The following is a 19810-nucleotide window of genomic DNA, read 5'->3' on the forward strand; positions in this document are numbered from 1 at the left end:
TGTGCTGTGCACACCCTACTCTAATTCCGCGAAGGTGGACTTTGTTTGTGTAGCCGCCAATTCGATTCGGCGGGTTAAGATCGAATTTTTAATCCGAATTCGATTCGGCGGCTTAACATCAGGTTTTTAACCCTAATTCGCTCCTATTTGTAACCTCTATTTTTCTCCGACCAAATGCGGGTTGGTAGCCCCCAAACATAGACAAATCCTTCGGCAGCTTTGTGATCGAATTCGTCCTCTGCGCCGTAGGTGGCTAAGTCGAAACTGTACAGGGAATTTTCAGATTTGCGGCCAACAATTGTCGCATTTCCTTTGAATAGTTTGAGCCGCACGGTTCCAGTTACTCGCTTTTGCGTGTCCTGAATAAATGCGTCTAAAGCGGTTTTCAAAGGATTGTACCAAAGGCCGTTGTAAATCATTTGGCTGTAGGTTTCTTCGATGCCTCGCTTGTACCGCGTCACATCTGCTGTCAACGTCAAACTTTCTAAGTCTCGGTGCGCCTGCATCAAAACTAAAATCGCTGGTGTTTCATAAATTTCCCGCGATTTAATCCCGACTAAGCGGTTTTCAATCATGTCAATCCGGCCGACTCCGTGGTTTCCAACTATTTCGTTTAGTTGGGAAATTAGGGCGACTGGTGATAAATTGTTGCCGTTCAAAGTGACAGGATTTCCGCAATCGAAACCGATTTCTATGTATTCGGGTGTGTCGGGAGTTTGTTCGATCGCCTTTGTCATCAAATACACCTCTTCCGGCGGTTCCGCCCACGGATCTTCGAGGATTCCGGCTTCAATTGCCATTCCCAATAAGTTGCGATCGATACTGTAAGGGGAAGACTTTTTCACCGGGGACGGAATGCCACATTTCTCGCCGTATGCGATCGTTTCCTCGCGGCTCATTTTCCACTCCCGCGCAGGTGCTAAAATCTTAATCTTGGGGTTGAGCGCGCCGATCGACACATCGAACCGTACCTGATCGTTTCCTTTACCTGTGCAACCGTGGGCGATCGCATCTGCACCGTATTTTTCCGCAGCTTCTACTAACAATTTAGCAATCAGCGGGCGAGCCAGGGCAGTCGAAAGGGGATAACGGTTTTCGTAAAGTGCGTTAGCTTGAATCGCTGGAAACGCATAGTCTTTGACAAATTCCTCGGTAGCATCAATAACTAAAGATTCCGAAGCACCGGATGCTAAAGCTTTTTTGCGGATCGGTTCTAATTCGTCTCCCTGTCCCAAATCCGCAGCCAGAGTAATTACCTCTTCCACACCCCACTCATTTTTGAGGTAAGGAATGCAGACGGAGGTATCGACTCCGCCCGAATATGCTAGCACAACTTTTTTAGCGCGACTCATTGCTATTTACATCCTGAATTTAACTGACATCTTGCACCCTTGTCACTAAGCTTTTCAGGGCGGGCAAGATGCCCACCCCACAAAAAAATATTATTTTTGTGGAACAGGCATCTTGCCTGTTCTTGAGAATGGTGCCTAATGTGAGGTTTAACCGACTTTTCATTATGCACCTAATTGAGATCGATTCTTGTCAGAAATAGTACAGATTTATATATTCTTTTTTTGCTAAACTTTGCTATTTCCCTGCGGAGTTGCTGCGAAAAATCTGCTACCGTGGGATACGGTAACTGTGGAGATGGGGAAAAACCGTGTTTTTTAGTGTTGTGATTCCGACGTACAATCGTAAACCGATTTTGGCCAAATGTCTACTGGCTTTGGAAAATCAGCAGTTCGGTGAGATTGTTAGAGACTATGAAGTAATTGTGGTGGACGACGGATCGACGGACGGGACGCTGGAGTGGTTGGCTGCAGATGCCGACTTGTTGCCTCATGTACGATCGATCTGTCAATCTCACCAGGGCCCGGCGGCGGCCCGGAATTTGGGCGTTGAAGATGCTAAGGGCGATACGATTATTTTTATTGACAGCGATTTGGTGGTAACAGAGCATTTTTTGCAAGCACACGCCGATGCTTTACTACAGGGTTACAAAGATACTGATGCTGTTTTTACTTACGGCAGTGTGATTAATACTTGTAATTTCGATAATCCTACCTCAGAGCCTTACAAAATCACCGATTTTTCGGCGGCTTATTTTGCTACGGGAAATGTGGCGATCGCGCGCCACTGGCTACTGGCTGCTGGACTGTTTGACACTCGCTTTCAACTGTACGGATGGGAAGATTTAGAATTGGGTGTTAGGTTGAAAAAATTAGGTTTAAAATTGATTAAATGTCCGGCTGCTGTGGGCTATCACTGGCATCCACCTTTTAGTTTAGAGCAAATTCCGGGCATGATTGATCGAGAAATTCAGCGTGGGAGAATGGGAGTTTTGTTTTATCAAAAACACCCAAGTTGGGAAGTGCGGATGATGATTCAAATGACTGTTTTGCACCAAATCCTGTGGGGATTTTTATCATTAGGTGGGATGCTGAACGAGCGAACGATGACTCCTTTTTTGCAGTGGTTGATTGACCAAGGTAAGCCGCAGTTAGCTTTAGAAATTGCGCGAATTTTTCTGAATTGGTATAACGTGAAAGCCGTGTACGCCGCTTGTGGGAAATTGCAGGTCGAGACAAAGATACCATAAATCAGCCGGACGCTGCAAATAAAATATAAGATATTGTAGGAGTGGTTCAGGGCCCATTGGTGTCAACTTAAGCTCAAATGTAGTAACGGTATACTGGTTGACACTTATGCCTAAATTCTCCTAGCCTTGCTTAAGAAAGGGGATTTGCCGGACTCAAGGCTTGGATACAAACCAGAGAAACAAAGGATTTTAGTCTTAAGTTGACACCACTGATTAGGGGGTGTTTTAATTGTCATTTCCACTAAGGATATTTACTTAGAAAACATAATAGCGAGCCACCAGGTAAAGGCAGGCGAAACCCGGTTCTAGATCTTGTAAAAATTTTACCTTTAATCAAAGTTGCTTGCTGAGCCTGTGATTTGAGGAATCTCGGCTGCTTTCTTGATGGGCTGCGATAATTACATTTCCCGACATTTTCCAACTATTCTTATTTTTGATATAATTATAGATAATTTAGGAGTGTGCTATATACCCAAGAGTTGTGCTGATTTACCTGAAAGTGTTAGCTACAAACGGTTAAGGACTTACAAGTATTCCCACATAAAAAATTTGAATAATTTGAGGGTCGGCTGTGAATACAACTGATGAGAAAAATCCAAGACGAGAAACAATTAGACTTCCAAACACTGCTTTACAAGAAAATATTTTAATGGTGGACGACAATCCAGAAAGCTTGCGACTTGTATCCCGGCTTTTGTCTAAGCGGGGATATAAAGTGCGGCCGACACGAGATGGCAAATTGGCTCTCAACTTTGCTCTATCGAGTCCACCGGATTTGATTTTGCTGGACATCATGATGCCCGGTATGGATGGCTATCAAGTCTGCGAACAGTTAAAAGCGTCTCCGAAAACGAAAGATATTCCTGTGATTTTTATCAGCTCTTTAAATGAAGTTTTTGATAAAGTCAAAGCTTTTTCGCTGGGGGCGGTAGACTACATTACTAAACCGTTTGAAATAGATGAAGTCGTGGCTCGCGTCGAAAATCAACTGCTGCTCAGTCGGCTTTCTAAGGAAATTTTAGCAAAAAATGCGCTGCTAGAAGCTGAAATAGAAGAACGCAAGCGGATCGAAGCACAACTAAGAGAAAGCCAGCACTGGCTGTCGGCAGTAATTAAAACGAATCCTAATTTATTGTACGTTTACGATGTGATAGAAGAGAGAAGTCTCTACGTCAACCGCGAAATCTATAGCGATATTGGCTACACCTTTGAAGAAATACAGGAGATGGCAGCCACATTTATTCCTAAGTTAATACACCCTGACGATATCCCTGGATTCTTAGAACAAAGAAAAAAAATTGAGACAGCAAAAGATGGCGAAAGCTTTGATTTTGAATACCGGATACAGCACAAAAATGGTGAATATCGGTGGTTTTGCAGCCGGGAGAGCGTGTTTGCCAGAACAGCGCAGGGCAAACCTTGGAAAATTCTGGGAACTGCTGCTGAAATTAGCGATCGCAAACAAGCAGAACTCGAACTTAAAACAGCTTTAGCTGCTTTGGAACGGCAAATCAAGCAAAGATTTCTGTTAGAAACAATTACTCTCGAAATCCGCTACAGCTTAAATCCCGATCAAGTTTTTCAAACAGCAACGGCCCAGATAGGTCGAATTTTTAACGCCGATTCCTGCTTGATTCACACCTACACAGAAAGCCCAGCTCCCCGAATTTTTAATGTCGCTGAGTACAGAAAAGACGCAGCAAAATCGCTTTTAGATTTAGAAATTCCCGTACAGGGCAATCCTCACCTTCAGTTTTTATTGTCCCAAGATCAAGCGGTAGTTTGTGACGATGTTTTTTCCGAACCCCTGCTAGAAAATGTCAGAGATTTGTGCGGTCAAATAGGTTTGAAGTCGATGATATCCATCCGCACTTCCTACCAGGGAAAAGCCAACGGAATGATATGCTTGCACCAGTACGATAGCCCGCGTCACTGGACGCAGGATGAGATCAGATTATTGAAGGCTGTGGCGGCACAGATGGGAATTGCGATCGCTCAAGCCAATCTTCTCGAACAAGATAAACAACAGCGACTTAAACTTCAACACAGCGAAGCTAGTCTAGCAGCAGCCCAGAAAATTGCCCATATCGGCAGTTGGGAATTGGATTTAGTCACCCATAAAATTACTTGGTCAGAAGAAGTATTCCGCATTTTTGGTCTTGACTCAACCGCAACTGAACCGACATCTGCCCAACTTTTAAAGATGTGTCATCCCGAGGACAGACACTTGTTTCAAAAAACTGTCACTCTCACTATCTCACAAGGCATTTCCTACAAAAGAGAGTTCCGATTTTTTCATCCTAGCCGTCAAATCATATACGTGGAAGGAAGGGGAGAAGCTGTTTTTAACGAAACCGGGGAAGTAATCAAACTTCTGGGAACAGTAATGGATATTAGCGATCGCAAACAAGCCGAAGCTGCTTTGCTTCTTAGTGAAGAACGTTTTGAGCTGGCATTTGAAGGCAGTGCGATGGGATTGTGGGATTGGAATCTTGTCACGGCCGAAGTCTATTTTAATTCGCGGTGGAAAACGATGCTAGGATATGAAGTAGAGGAAATAGAAAATAATATCGCATCGTGGGAGGAACTGGTACATCCAGAGGATTGGCGTTCGGTTAAAGCAGCGCTAAATGCTCACCTAGAAGGCAAAGAACCCACTTACGAAAAGGAATTTCGGATGCTGACAAAATCCGGCGAGTGGAAGTGGATTTTGAGTCAAGCGAAGGTGATGGAACGCGACGCTTCGGGAAATCCTGTGCGGATGACGGGCACGCATACCGATATTAGCGATCGCAAACAAGCCGAAGCAGATTTGCTGCTTAGCGAACTGCGAGAACGGGAAAAAGCGCAACAGTTAGAACAAACTCTGGAATACTTAAAAAATGCTCAATCCCAGCTCATTCAATCCGAAAAAATGTCAAGTATCGGGCAAATGGTAGCGGGAGTTGCCCACGAAATTAATAACCCTGTCAACTTCATCTACGGCAATATTCTTCCCGCCAAACAGTACGCTTGCGATTTAGTAAAATTGCTCCAGCTATACCAGCAATACTATCCTGAACCAGTTCCTGAAATAGCCCAAGAATTGGCAGAAGTCGAGGTGGATTTTATCGCTGACGATTTTCCGAAAATCATGGCTTCAATGCAAGAAGGTGCTAACCGGATTAAGCAGATAGTGCTGTCTTTGCGAAACTTTTCGAGACTCGATGAAACAGCTCGCAAAGTAATAGACATTCATGAAGGGATAGAGAGCACTTTGGTGATTTTGCAGCACCGATTGCAGTCACAGCCCAAACGGGGGGAAATTCAACTTATTAAAAATTACGGCACACTGCCAAAAGTCGAGTGTTATCCGGCTCAATTAAACCAGGTATTTATGAATTTATTGTTGAATGCGATCGACGCTGTGGAAGAGTCATCAGCAAACTGTACTTGCAAAGTTAAGCAGATTCGCATTGTTACTGAACTCAGCGGAGAAAATCAAGTGTGTGTGCGGATTTCTGACACCGGGCCCGGTATCCGTCCCGAAGTTCAGTCAAGGATCTTTGACCCGTTTTTTACTACCAAACCGATCGGCAGCGGCACTGGTTTGGGGTTATCGATTAGTTACCAAATTGTTAAAGACAGGCACGGCGGTAAGTTGGAGTGTCATTCAGAAGTTGGCCGGGGAACAGAATTTGCGATCGAACTACCGATTTCGCAAAAGGTGAAAGTTAAAAGTTAGGATAAGCTGTTAAATCAGGTGCGGTAAATTAACCAGAATTCTTGTAGCGGCCGGTTCACCAACCATCTATAATATAAGCCAGAGATGAGCCTAAACCCGCCCCGACCGTAAGAGTGGGGGCAATTCAACGGAGAGCATATTAATCGTCTCTCAGAACCTATTTTAGAGTGCGTCATAACCTGACATTTTCTCCAGTATTTCCTGCGAACAATCTGTCATTTAGTGTAATCTCATCTTAAACATGATATAATAAAAAGTTAGCCTTTTGAGGCTCCAGACGTTGCGCTGCTAAAATTAGTAGTGAATATTACAGTTACTATTATACAAACTCTGTCAACATACGTCTGCTGTAGCGTCTACCACATTTTAACTGAATTATGACTGACTCAATTCGCTTCCTCATGTGTGCTCCCGACCACTACGATGTGGATTACGTGATTAATCCGTGGATGGAGGGAAATGTCCACAAATCATCGCGCGATCGCGCCGTCGAACAGTGGGAAAAACTTTACCACGTCCTCAAAGACAACGCTGTGGTAGACCTCGTACCGCCCGAAAAAGGCTGGCCGGATATGGTTTTCACCGCCAACGCAGGCTTACTTGTAGGCAATACCTTCGTCCTCAGCCGTTTCTATCACAAAGAGCGCCAAGGCGAAGAACCCTATTTCAAAGCATGGTTTGAAAGCAAAGGTTTCACCGTGCATGAACTCCCGAAAGACTTGCCGTTTGAGGGCGCTGGCGATGCTTTGCTCGATCGCGAAGGACGCTGGTTGTGGGCCGGATACGGCTTCCGTTCCGAACTCGACTCGCACCCGTTACTAGCAAAATGGCTCAACATTGAAGTGCTTTCGCTGCGTTTAGTGGACGAACGTTTCTATCACCTAGACACTTGTTTTTGTCCCCTAACAGGCGGCTATTTGCTCTACTATCCAGCAGCATTTGACTCGTATTCCAACCGCTTAATTGAAATGCGAGTTGCCCCGGAAAAACGCATTGCCATTGAAGAAGCAGATGCCGCCAATTTTGCCTGCAATGCCGTCAATATTGACAAAGTTGTGGTAATGAACAAGGTGAGCGAAGCCTTGAAAACGCGCATTACTAAGGCCGGTTTTCAAGTAATTGAAACGCCAATGACCGAATTTCTGAAAGCGGGCGGCGCCTGTAAGTGTCTGACGCTGCGGGTAACGGAACCGGTGCAAGAAGATCGATCGGCAAACGTGATGGTAGAAAGTCGCACCATTCGCATGGACGGCCACCTGCTCGATGCCGGTTTAATCAGCCGCGCTTTAGACTTAATTATCGAAAACGGCGGCAGTTTCCAAGTGCTCAATTTCAATTTAGGAGAGCAGCGGCAAAGCACCTCATCTGCGGACGTTAAAGTTTCGGCTCCTTCCCACGATGTGATGGAAGAAATCATGGGAATGCTGATTGACTTGGGTGCAGTTCCTCCGCCGCAAGAGATTTGCGACGCTATTTTAGAACCGGTAGTGCAAGATGGCGTCGGCCCGGACGACTTTTATGTGAGTACGATTTATCCCACGGAAGTGCGGGTAAATAACCAGTGGGTGAAGGTACAAAATCAGCGGATGGATGGAGCAGTAGCTATTACTGAAACTGCTGAGGGCCCAGTGGCTAAATGCAAATTATTGCGCGATTTAAAAGTAGGAGAAAAAGTCGTTGTAGATGTAGTCGGTATCCGCACCATCCGCAAAACAGAATCGCGGGAACAGCGCAATTCTCAAGAATTTAGCTTTATGTCCGGCAGCGTTTCTAGCGAGCGCCGTGTAGAATTGGTAGTGGAACAAGTAGCGTGGGAATTGCGCCAAATTCGCGATCGCGGTGGCAAAGTTGTAGTTACGGCGGGGCCTGTTGTTATCCACACTGGCGGTGGCGAACATTTAGCGCACTTAATTCGTGAAGGTTACGTACAAGCGCTTTTAGGTGGAAATGCGATCGCAGTTCACGACATGGAACAATCGAATATGGGAACCTCTTTAGGGGTTGACATGAAACGCGGTGTTGCTGTGCGTGGCGGACACCGACATCACTTGAAAATAATTAACACTGTGCGACGTTACGGGAGTATTGCAAAAGCTGTTGAAGCAGGCCTGGTTACTAACGGTGTGATGTATGAGTGTGTGAAGAACAATATACCGTTTTCTCTGGCCGGTTCGATCCGCGATGACGGGCCACTTCCCGACACGCAAATGGATTTAGTTAAGGCTCAAGAAGAATATACCGAACTGCTGCGCGGTGCGGATATGGTGTTAATGCTGTCGTCTATGCTGCACTCAATTGGTGTGGGAAATATGACGCCGGCTGGTGTGAAGATGGTGTGTGTGGACATTAATCCGGCGGTGGTGACGAAATTGAGCGATCGGGGTTCGATCGAATCTACTGGAGTTGTTACCGATGTGGGATTGTTCCTGAGTTTGTTGGTGAATCAATTGGATAAATTGACTAGCCGCCATCATGTAACTCAATCTGTTTAGATTCGGCGGTTGAAACCGCGTCTATACAAACGAAGTCCGCCTGCGCGCACTGAAGAATAGAGGCTGGTAGGGTACGCATTGCGTACCTTACAGAGCCGATAATAATGCTCATTATCATCGCTCAAAATGCGCCCCAATAAATTGAGCGATTGCCCTTTCGATCGCCGTTTTCTCCCGCAGAGGATGTAATTTCTAAATTAGGGGCGGTGACGCCAGACAAATCGCCCGGTAAAGACCTAATTCGCAACTCATTTAGCAAAGCATTAATATTGTTCGGCTCAGCATCCAGAATGCTTGCTAGCGGCAGCAGATTTTGCACTGCATATTCGCCGAGTCGAGCATTAATACTCTCGGCTAAATAGCAGAGCATAATGTATCTGCTACTGCTACTGATAATATGAAATATTTTATTCAACTCATCAAAGTATTGAGTCCCCGGTATAGATGCCGCGATTTGGGTTTCACCCTTCCAGAATAAATCTACATGAATTTGACTAGCTGGCGAAACTTTAGCCTTTGTAATCCAGATGATATCGAGGATTAGTTCACAGTCGCGCTCGTGGAAAATCAGCCGCTTTAAACCAGATAGAAATTCTGGGGAATTTAGCGTATTTTGCCATTCTAGACACCAATCATTACTTTTAGCATTTAGAGCATTTTTTACCGTCGTCGGACGTTCAATCACATCTTTTAATAAAGAAAGACTTCCCGCAGCTTTGGCAAATTTTGGGGAGATTTGCTGGTGCAGTATCTGTTTGGGATCAATGTAATCTTTGCGCCAAGGTGCGTCCGGGATGAGAACTTCACAGGCGGGAGCAAGTGTGATGTTAGCAGTAAGTATCGGTGGGTTTTTAACTGTGCAGCCTTCTAATGACTGTTGAGATTCTAGACGACCGATGACCTCGATCGCAGAGTTTTTATCTGCTGCGTTTAAAGGTGTGTTGCTGTACTCTGCTGCTAATTCTTCGAGAAAATCTAGGTAATCCTGCACAACAGGCGATATCCCTTGTCCTAAAAGCTGATAGACTTCGGAAAATGGATGAGAAACCGCTATAGTTGTGCGGCGGTTGCCGAAAAAAGGCACGTCATCCAAAAAAGCGTGTTTTGGCCGCCAAAACTTACCCCTAGACTCATCCCACAGACATTGACGGTGAGCAAAGCGCTTTTGAATTAGCTGGCGTTGTTCGCTGGAAATACTGCCTTTGATGAAAGTATCATCGAGATACTTGTAAATTGCCTTTACTGATTGTAAATGTGCGTTTAGATTGTCGGATGTCCTGATTTCAACTGTCATTTTCCCAAGTTTTGATTAGTGTATCAAAGTGGTCGATAACTGTAGTGGTATCTACAGGCTCAAAACCAAGTGCAGTTCTGATTTCGGGCTTCAGCAAGTCGCACTCAGGGCGTGCAAATAAAAATTTTTGGCTAGCAACTAAGCGAACATCTTGAATGAAACAGACATCTTTAGCGCGATACAGCCTCGGTTCAGGTATCGCCGCGCCGGGGTATTGGCTTAACTTTTGAGGATTTTGCTCGACAGGAACCCAAGGCTTATCTGCGAGTGTTTCAGCCAGTGTTTTGTTGGTATTGGCAATTTTCGTATGTTTTAGTTCATCCCAATTATCATTATCAACGATGTAGTTAAAAACAGCAATGCAAGCATCGGTTACTGCAACTGCACCTGAACGATTTGCGGTTTGAATTAGATTGTCAACAGCAGCTACAATGTCATCTGCACTCAAGGTTCTTCGCATACCCAAACCCTCGAAAAAATCGAGCCAGAGTAGCTCATCCTGCGAATAAAATTCCATGTCGGGAATAGCTGCTAAATTTCCGACAATGTTGCGGATTACTTGATTTTCAGGAGTGTAAATTAATTCGGCAGAGCGTAATCTGCGATCGCTACAGCGTACCAAACGCGCCTTTTTAAGCTCTTCCTTGAATGAGGAAGCATCCTCTCCTCCCTTTTCTAGTTCTTTGCAAGCTTCACTCAGATGATCTCGAATCCAGGCCAGCGCCGTTAATTGTTCTTCCGGGGCAAATGACGCATACTCAGGCAACAAGCACTCGCGAATTAGTCTAGCGCGATTCAGTACCGGAACTTGCAAAAGTTGGAATAGCCGCAGCCATTCCCGATTTTTTTCTAGGCGTAAAAGCCTCAACGTACCTGCAATTTCTGGCGGTTCGTATCCGCCGCCAGGAAGGTAGACATTTTCATCGTTGAGGGAAACTATTTCGTTGGAAGTTGTGGGGTAAATTGGAAGTTGACGCAGCTTATTGAGGCTATCTTGGTTGTAATCTATTGGCTCTGAATTTGCCAGGAAATTGAGGAGAGATGTATAATGCTTTTGGTGGTAGGGTGGCAAACCTCGGGCGTAGCGCGAAGATACTGTATCTAGGACATCTGGGCCAACGACAAACGAAATTAACTGATTTTTGTGTCGTTGGGCAAATTGTGCGATCGCACTTTCAAGTTTTACTGGTGCTTTGACAAGCGTCACCCCAAAATACTGTACAGCTTCCATCATTTCCGCTGCAATATTATCGCCGCCCAACAAAGGAGTGTCAAGTTTTCCTCCTTTGTAAAGCTTCCCATCATTTCCCGGAACCAGCGGAACTTTCTTCAATTCATCGATTGTTTCTTGCGGCAGATATCTGGGTGAGATATTGAAAAAATAATTGTATACGAGAGTCAGCCACTCTGCATTTGGTGGATGTGGTGCATCAGCTTGCCAATCACATTCTGACTGCGTTGAACCAATTACGTGAACCAATTTCTTCGCTACTTCTGCGGCATTCATCTCGGAAACGCCAATCATGTTATGTGGAGGCAATACATTGGTTAAATCTCCGTGTAAAAACCATTCTAGATGATTGGCAAATATCTGCCTTGGTGTATACTCTGAAATGTAAACAGTTCCTATCGGGTTGTAACCAAAGACTTGTAGAGTATTATTAGCGAGAATAGCTAACGGCAAACCGCGCAAATTTCGGTTGTTGTCGCTGATGCAATAGCGGAGCATATTCGCAATCCACTGTCTATTTTGCAAGCTGGGTTTCGGTGCATTTTGCAAAGGCACGCCTAGCTGTTTATTTTCGGTTAAGTGCTTTCGCAAGTTCGCGGCAGTGAATGTTTGCAATGGCAAACCTGCATCTTTGAAAACTCCCAAAATTGACTCGGGCAATGGCGGTTCAGGAATGTCGATATTGTCGGCGCGCAGCGGTTCTAATAATTCGTCCCACAACTTTTTAGAAGGTAGATTTCTGATTGTCGGAGGCGTCACCCATCTTGTTTGCGACATCACTACCACGCTGAATACACGTTCAGTTACAGCGTGTTCTACAGCGGATCGCACAACTTTTTTATGATATAATAACTCGATTACAAAGCGGGGCAGTTCTTCTAGAACTTTGCTGACAGTAATTTTGCTAACAGGCCAAAATTTATAAAATTCCTCTGTCTGATACCTGCCGATATCTTGCACTAAATCAACAATTAAGTTAGCATAAGCGTGGGACAAAACGTGCTGCGCGAGTAGTTGGTTCCAAATCGATCTCGGTCGGTCTTTTCCCGTTTGTCCGCTGTCGCTGCTGAGGTTGTCCCGCGAACTATTTAAATTAAAAAAACCGTTGATGTGAACCGGTAGCCCTGTTTCCAGGGGAAGTGGCAAAAAACAGTAAACTTTTCCGCCCACAGGTTGAAGGTTTTCCTCGGTACTAACAGCATTAATCCTAGCAGCAGCGCCCGCCCAAGGCAAGACTTTTTCTTGGCTTTCGTACATTGCTTTTATGACTTTTGCCAACTCGCCGCCTTCATCTGTGCGAATTAAACTTACTGTTCTCCAAGTTGATTTGGTATTCCGATTCCCGCTAATTGTTTCAATCTCGTGGCGGTAAGAAACTGATATTAAACCCGCTGGATTATTGTGGCACAATTCCAGCAATTTGTCTGCTGTCTTGGGAATTGCATCAAGGAGTTGTTGCCGCGCTTCTCGTACTTCTTGCTGGTTCTTCGTAACAATCGCCAGAATTTCTTGCCGAGTTTCTTGACTGTTGGCGGGGATTTCGTAAACTCTAATTTCCTGAACAGATTTCAGGAATAGCAGCAGTTCTTCACCTGAATTAATCAGTGCGTCTAGTAGTTCCTTGACGTTGGATTCGGTAAAAGCTTGTTTGCGAATTTCGCTATTTTTAGCGTGTTCTGCGGTTCTCAAGGGCAACCGAAACAAAGTGCCTTGAAAATTTGTATCTCCTAATGGCAATCCTCCCGCTGCGTAGACTTGCATAAAATCGGGATATTGTTCGTACCATTTAGCGTCTGCTAAATTCCACTCGCGTCCGGGTTCTTGTCGGGAAGTGCCGGCAATAGCTGCACCGTGAGGATCAAAAAAGATGATGCGATCGCGCGATACGAAACTCGGATAATCTGTAACGTGATATATTGCATTAAACCCGACGCCAAATCTACCCGTTTTCTGCAAATCTCGTGCTTTTTCGCTTTGTCCCAGACTGCGAATACTCTCAAAATCTTTATCTGCAAATACGCGATCGTTGTAGACTAACATCGCCGGCCCCATTAGCACTACCATACGATCGTCAGGCAATTGTTTGACCGGATGGTGGCGCCAATCAAGAGTAATTTCTACCCGCGTTGCTTTAGCGTCGTCAGCATTTTGGATCAACTCTTTGATAATGCCAACGCCTTCGGGATAATCTCGGATAATCCCTCTCAAGCGGGCGATCAAGGGTTCGGATTGGTAGAAAGACTTGCCCTCAATTTCGCTGTTGCTGTAAGCCATAGATGTTCTGACGACTAAAAGCGGGAGGAATTTAAATGCGATCGCGCATCTTAACTTTGTACCTAATACTATACAAGCGAAGCGTAAATACAAGTAGGGTGCGCGCGCAGCAACCTACCGAAAGCTATTCGTAATATTGCAATAAAAAACCTCAGACCCGCAAGCCTGAGGACCGGAGTTCCTGAAAATCGTCACTTCTTACTATTGTCGCCAACAAACAGCACACCATACAAGAGGGGTGTAACCCAGCACGGAAGCTTGTGGCAGACAGAGATTGCTTCCTGACTCCGAAGGCGAAAGCAATTTTTAATTCAACACTTCATGAAAGCAAAACAATTCTTCTCGCCATTTTCAGATCTGGGTTGATAATTTTGCTTTAGGATGGGAGTCTGTCCTCGATCGGAATATAAGGAGCACCGTGAGTCCCCGTATATATTTGAGTCGGGCGGTAAATGCGGTTTGCCTCTAGCTGTTCCTTCCAGTGGGCCAACCAGCCAGCAACGCGGGCGATCGCAAAAACCGGTGTAAATAAGTCGATCGGAATTCCCATTTTTCGGTAAACCAGACCCGAATAGAAATCTACATTTGCATAAATTCCTTTGTGACCCAATTTCTCCTCAACCACTTCTTCCAACTCGACAGCAATGTCGTAATAATCGTCGTGACCGAAGTTCTCAAACAACTGTTCTGCTAACCTCTGAAGAATAGTTGCTCTCGGATCTTTCACCTTGTAAACTCGGTGACCGAAACCCATGATTTTGTCCTTATTTGCAACGCTCTTCTCGACAAAAGCCCGCACGTTTTGTACCGAACCAATTTGCTCCAACATATCAATCACTTCTTCATTAGCTCCCCCGTGCAGCGGCCCCGCCAAAGTGCCAACTGCTGAAGCAATCACTCCGTAAGGGTCTGTCAGCGTCGAAGCTGTTACCATTGCCGAAAATGTAGAGGCATTAATTGTATGTTCAGCGTGGAGAGTCAGACAAGTGTCAAAAATTCTAGCTAACAGCGGATCTGGTTCTTGCTCGTTGAGCATATAAAGAAAGTTAGCCGAGTAGTCCAAGTCATCCCTCGGTCGCACCGGGTCATTTCCCCGTCGCATTTGCTGGAACGCTGCTACCATTGTGGGAATCTTAGCTAGCAGCCGCACTACAGCTTCTCGAATGTATGCTGGGTTAGCCAGAGCTCTGCGGGAGTAAAACAAGCCCAAGGCGGCCGCTGAAGCTTGCAGGGCGTCCATGGGATGTCCTCTTTCTGGAAAGCATTTCATCATGTCCCGGATGCGATATTTGATCCGGCGGTGATAACGAATTTCATGCTCGAAAGCTTCGAGTTCTTCCTTTGTCGGAAGTACCCCCCAGATTAATAAATATGAAGTTTCGAGAAAGGAGCTTTTCAGTGCCAGTTCCTCGATGCTAATCCCGCGATATTCCAGCAACCCTTTTTGTCCATCGACGTAGCTAATGCTGGACAAGGTGGCGGGAACACCTTCTAAACCTGGTTTGAATTCGCCGACGACCATTGCGATACCGTTTTGTGTGAGTTCAATCTACTAAAAGTACATTACCAGAAACGAAGATAGTGTCACAGTGTTGACAAATAATCATTTAATTGGGGTTCAGAAACCGGGTTTTTCAACAGACAGCCCGATCGCACCGCTGCGTATTGTCGTCGCCCCTCAAACCCGGTTTCGCCGTCCCAGAATGCGGTTTTAAGAGGGCTGGCGCGTCCTGTTAATGTCGGGGCGGTTCGCTGTTTCTAGGGGAGCAAAAACTTGGGCGCAGTTAGCCAAAACATTTGGCTGCGGCCCACTGGGGAGCCTGTTTCGGGGACGATTAAGCCGATGATCCCTGCTTTCTTGAGAATCAGGGCATCTTGCGATCGAGCCCAAAGCAAATTTTCTGCCCAGTGACCTAAGTCTGGTTGGTGGCCCACTAGGGCCAAGCTGCGGCTACCTATTTCCTGCCACTGTTTGTACCACTCCAACCAGTTTCCGATGTCTCCTGAAGGTGCGAGGGTGGCGGATTCTTCTATTTTGGAACTCAAACCGACTGTTTGCAGGATTTGGGCGGTTTGCTGCGCCCGCAGTAGGGGACTGGTGAGAATCAAGTCAAACTGAATTTCGAGCTCGTACAGCCGCTGGGCGATTTTCCGGGTTTTACGCTCGCCCTCTTTAGTCAGCGGGCGTTCTGAGTCTGTATCATATTCTTCGGGTTCGGCTGCGATACCGTGACGGATCAGATATAAATGCACTGTCGCTGTCCTTTTGATAGCTGTGCGATCGAACTTATGCGTGAAGTTTGGCGCGATCGACATCTTTTGCCTATTCTACAACTGCATTGAAATCTTCCGCCCTCATCGGGTTTGCGTTAGAGGCGTAGCGATCGCGCCCTTGTCGTTTCGCATCGTACAATGCTCGATCGGCGAAGGCAACGAGTTCATCCGGTGAAGTTCCCAAGCAGGGAATCACAGTCGCAATTCCCATGCTAACAGTCACGATCGCGCTCACATCAGATTGCTCGTGAGGAATTGCCAAATGGCGGATTGCCTGACGCATCGACTCAGCAACCGCGATCGCCCCTGCAGCATCCGTACTCGGCAGGATAGCAGCAAATTCTTCGCCCCCATACCGCACAAACAAATCGGTGGAACGCTTAACCGCGGCTGCTGCGGCTTTGGCGACTTTCACCAAACAAGTATCCCCAGCTTGATGTCCGTAGCAATCGTTATATCGCTTGAAATAATCTACATCCAACATAATCAACGAAAGCTGTTGTTTGCCCTGCAGCATCAGCCGATGCCATTCCGACTGCAATCGCTCATCAAAACAGCGGCGGTTTGCTACTTGTGTTAACCCATCTGTCGTAGCAATTAATCTTTCTCGTTCCGCCCGGTGTCTTAGCATCTCATCTGCCCGCTTGCGTTCTGTAATATCAGCAAAAGTCGTCACTACTGCATAGGGTTGAGACTGATTGAGATGGAACAGCGGTTGAGAATTAATCGAAATCCAAGTCAGCGTTTTATCCGATTTGTGAATGCCCATCACCACATTCGATCGCCCTTGTCCCGTGCGTAGGGTGAGGATTGCCGGATGCTGTTGGCCCGGGAACGGTTGGCCATCCTCCCGAACGATTCGCCAGTCTAAATCTACGGATGTGCGCCCCATCATTTGCTCGGGGGTCAGTCCGAGAATTCTTTCGGCACTAGCATTACACGCAGTAATTTGTCCGTTTGCTAGCTGGAGTACGACACCTTCTGTCATGCTAGTAATCACAGAACGGTAGCGTTCCTCACTTTCCTGTAATTGACTCAGGAGAATGTTTTTGGCATCAAACTCTGAAGCCAGATGCAGGCTGCTTGCCAGAAACCCGGCCATCAGTTGTAAGGTATGAATATCTGACTCTGTAAAGGCACAGGGTGTAGCTGAAACAACTTTTAAGACGCCAACCCGATCGTCCTGATAGAACAAGGGAACAACCACCATTGACCGCAGACCAATGCGCCCACAGGCAGCCCGATCCACCCGTTCATCGGTTTCTGAATCCTCGCAAAGCATGATTTGGCCGGTCGCAATACATTTTCCCGATAAACTTGTCCCTACTTTGAGCCGTAATCCAACATACGGGGTGACGATACCGCTGGCTGCCCGATACACCAATTCATCCCCTTCAACCATTTCAATCACCGCTCCATCGGCGCGGGTCAAATCTTGAGTCCTCTCTGTAATCACCGCCATCACTGCATCCAGGTTAGGATTGCGGATGGCGATTTCCTGTTGGGTGGCAATCACCACAGCCCGACGCTGGAACTCTTGCTGTAATAATGCTTCTGCTTGCTTGCGAGCGGTGATATCCTTCATAAAGCAGTGATGTCCGATCGATCGCTCCTGCGAGTCGTAGGCTGCCAACAGCACCACCTGCTTGTAAAAGATCGAGCCATCTTTCCTGATACCCCGGGCCTCAACCTCCACTCGACCCTCGGCTAGCATTTTTTGATAAGCCGCCATCATCCTGTCGCAGTCTTCGGGATAAACTGTTTTCTGCCAATTCATACCAACCATTTCTTCAGGCTGATAACCTGCTATATTCGCGTAGGCTTGATTAACGGTGATGTACCGTCCGAAAATATCCAGCCGCGAGATGCCCTCAACGGCATTAGCAAGAGCTGTACTCAATTCTCTGAGTTCTGTTTCTGCTTGGACAAGATCCGTAATGTCTTGAAATGTACCAAACAACCGAATGACTTTTCCCTCTGCATTGAGTTGGGCTTGCCCTCTAGCTTCGGTATGGCGGAGAGAACCATTCGGGCGCACGATTCTGAGGCGCAATAGATAAGGCTGCCCGTGAGTGAGTGCTCGTTGAACTACCAGGTGTAGGTGTTTGGCACTTGCGGGATGGTAAAGCCGCAGGTTTTCTTCATAAGTAGGTTCGCCTAGGGCGCTGTCGCGTCCCACAATCTCAAAGAGTTCGGGAGACCAGGTAATTTTACCCGTAATTACGTCCCATTCCCAGTTACCGATGTGGGCCACCCGCTGGGCTTCTGACAACCGGGTTTGACTCTTTTGCAGGGCTGTTTCTGTGTGCTGGCGGTCGGTAATGTCCTTTTCGTTCACGAGCAACATCGGGTTGCCTGTTACCGGGTCGTCGGTACACCGCACGTCCATCCTATGCCAGCGCATTCCCGCCACAGTAATCACTTGAGCCTCCGTGCTAAATACCTCACCGGACTTAAGAACTGCCATTGCTCGCTCTCCTACCTGAGAGTCAACAAAGCGGCTCACAAAAGCATTATCTGTCGCAGATCCCGGGTGCAGCGCCTCCCCGTAACAGCGCAACGCCGCCGGGTTTTGCAGCAGTGGCACACCTTCGAGGGTGTACAGCGAAACCATCAGTGTCGTGTGTCGGAGTGCCTCGATCGATCGCAGGGTTTCCGGCTCGATTTGATGAGCGGTTTTGACCGTACCCTCGACCAGGATTGCCAAACCCCCGCTATCCATCCTGATCCCAGAGCACCGACAGCCGACAGAAACAGGCTGACCGCCCGGATAAAACGTCCACTGCTCGGACAAGGTTTGGCCTTGCTCAAACTGCTGCAGATAGCTCTGCAAGCGAATCCGACTAAACTCTGACAACATATCCCTAAAGTTGTGGCTCGCGAGTTGCTGGCGCGTGGAAGCATCCCACAGGTACAAGGATGCTTGGTTGGCCCACCGGATTTGCCAATGCTCAATATCAAATATCCAGATCGGGTTTTGCAACAAGTCAAAGGCTTTGAGGTGGACAATATCCCCGCTCAGGGAACAGGCAAACTCTGGTTGTAGACAATTTTGATGATGATTGACTCTTGGCGCGCTTTCTGTATTGGGATCAGTTTGATTCGGTTCTGTTTCGAGTTCCGGCGGTTGATTTGGCCCCAGCACCGGGCGGTGAAATTCCAAGTGCCGCATCCTCAACCCGATGTGCATTGCAACCTGTTGCAGGATCTGAACGTCGAGAGGTTCCCACTGACGCGGACTTCGGCAGTGATGAGCAATCAACAGTCCCCAAAGCTTCGGAGATTGCTGCTGTTTGCCATCTAGCAAGATTGGCGCAACTAAATTTGCCTGAACTTGGAGGCGCTCGAGCAATTCTACATAACAAGCTTGAAGATGACCGCTGGGAATATCAGAAATGCTGCTCGTTTGTCCCTGGCTGTAACGCTCTACCCAGGTAGCTTCCAAGCAAGGAGCATAAATCAGTTTTCCTAGGATTCGCGGCCACTGGGCATCAACCGATTCAGCCCATACTACGCCATTTCCTTTTGGTAGGAAGCGATAAATAATCAGGCGATCGGTTTCCAGCAGCACCCTGGTTTCTTCTAGCGCACATTGCAAAATTGTCTCCAGCTCCCCGAAATCGTTGATTTGAAGTGCAATTTCAGAATTTTTTTCTAGGATTTTCTCTAACGACCAAGAGAAAGTCTGTTTTGTAGACATCTCCGTGTTCCTTTTTTTTTAAGCTATTTGTTACTATTCTAGCCCGCAACAAATAAATAAATATAATATTTTTTTAAATCCTAAAAGTCTGTTGTTGGATTTATCAAAAAACACTACTTGACTTGTGTTAAAAAATTTGGTAATACTACAACTCCTTGTTTTTTAGAATTTAGCCCATAATCTAAACTCTCCTGTATTTGTTTTGCCTTTTCTACGCCGTTT

Annotated in this window: 8 protein-coding genes and 1 pseudogene; 3 read left to right on the top strand and 6 right to left on the bottom strand. The window is 46.5% G+C overall.

The window, feature by feature from the left end; translation table 11 throughout:
• Positions 1–143 precede the first annotated feature (143 nt).
• Positions 144–1352, bottom strand: coding sequence for an argininosuccinate synthase (locus D0A34_09440; protein ID UNU19062.1), 1209 nt, complete (start codon positions 1350–1352; stop codon positions 144–146).
• Between the two features lie 308 nt (positions 1353–1660).
• On the opposite strand from D0A34_09440, the gene D0A34_09445 reads away from it, so the two are divergent.
• The 3 genes from D0A34_09445 to D0A34_09455 all read left to right on the top strand — a co-directional run bounded on the left by D0A34_09445 (position 1661) and on the right by D0A34_09455 (position 8815).
• Positions 1661–2599, top strand: a complete 939-nt coding sequence (locus tag D0A34_09445; GenBank protein ID UNU19063.1) for a glycosyltransferase — start codon at positions 1661–1663, stop codon at positions 2597–2599.
• A gap of 571 nt (positions 2600–3170) precedes the next feature.
• Positions 3171–6323, top strand: a complete 3153-nt coding sequence (locus D0A34_09450; GenBank protein ID UNU19064.1) for a PAS domain S-box protein — start codon at positions 3171–3173, stop codon at positions 6321–6323.
• A 377-nt stretch (positions 6324–6700) separates the two neighbouring features.
• Positions 6701–8815, top strand: a complete 2115-nt coding sequence (locus tag D0A34_09455) for a TIGR00300 family protein (GenBank protein UNU19065.1) — start codon at positions 6701–6703, stop codon at positions 8813–8815.
• A gap of 226 nt (positions 8816–9041) precedes the next feature.
• Here the strand turns inward: D0A34_09455 and D0A34_09460 are convergent.
• The 5 genes and pseudogenes from D0A34_09460 to D0A34_09480 all read right to left on the bottom strand — a co-directional run bounded on the left by D0A34_09460 (position 9042) and on the right by D0A34_09480 (position 19588).
• Positions 9042–10109: pseudogene (locus D0A34_09460) on the bottom strand (hypothetical protein).
• Complete coding sequence (locus D0A34_09465; GenBank protein ID UNU19066.1) at positions 10099–13614, bottom strand: hypothetical protein; 3516 nt, start codon at positions 13612–13614, stop codon at positions 10099–10101. Before D0A34_09465 ends, D0A34_09460 begins: the two are co-directional and overlap by 11 nt.
• Positions 13615–13990: 376 nt before the next feature.
• Entirely contained in the window at positions 13991–15136 is a 1146-nt protein-coding gene (locus tag D0A34_09470; protein UNU19067.1) for a citrate synthase, read from the bottom strand.
• Positions 15137–15372: 236 nt separating this feature from the next.
• A complete protein-coding gene (sixA, locus tag D0A34_09475) occupies positions 15373–15867 on the bottom strand; it encodes a phosphohistidine phosphatase SixA (protein UNU22233.1) in 495 nt (164 codons plus the stop codon).
• Between the two features lie 70 nt (positions 15868–15937).
• Positions 15938–19588, bottom strand: a complete 3651-nt coding sequence (locus D0A34_09480; GenBank protein UNU19068.1) for a diguanylate cyclase — start codon at positions 19586–19588, stop codon at positions 15938–15940.
• Between the last annotated feature and the right edge of the window lie 222 nt (positions 19589–19810).

It is taken from the genome of Microcoleus vaginatus PCC 9802 (assembly GCA_022701275.1).
Taxonomy (GTDB): Bacteria; Cyanobacteriota; Cyanobacteriia; order Cyanobacteriales; family Microcoleaceae; genus Microcoleus; species Microcoleus vaginatus_A.

Excerpts from the sequence above, each read along its gene's own strand:
- D0A34_09440 (UNU19062.1), bottom strand. The coding sequence starts at position 1,352 with ATGAGTCGCGCTAAAAAAGTTGTGCTAGCATATTCGGGCGGAGTCGAT.
- D0A34_09455 (UNU19065.1), top strand. The coding sequence starts at position 6,701 with ATGACTGACTCAATTCGCTTCCTCATGTGTGCTCCCGACCACTACGAT.
- D0A34_09465 (UNU19066.1), bottom strand. The coding sequence starts at position 13,614 with ATGGCTTACAGCAACAGCGAAATTGAGGGCAAGTCTTTCTACCAATCC.
- D0A34_09470 (UNU19067.1), bottom strand. The coding sequence starts at position 15,136 with ATGGTCGTCGGCGAATTCAAACCAGGTTTAGAAGGTGTTCCCGCCACC.
- D0A34_09480 (UNU19068.1), bottom strand. The coding sequence starts at position 19,588 with ATGTCTACAAAACAGACTTTCTCTTGGTCGTTAGAGAAAATCCTAGAA.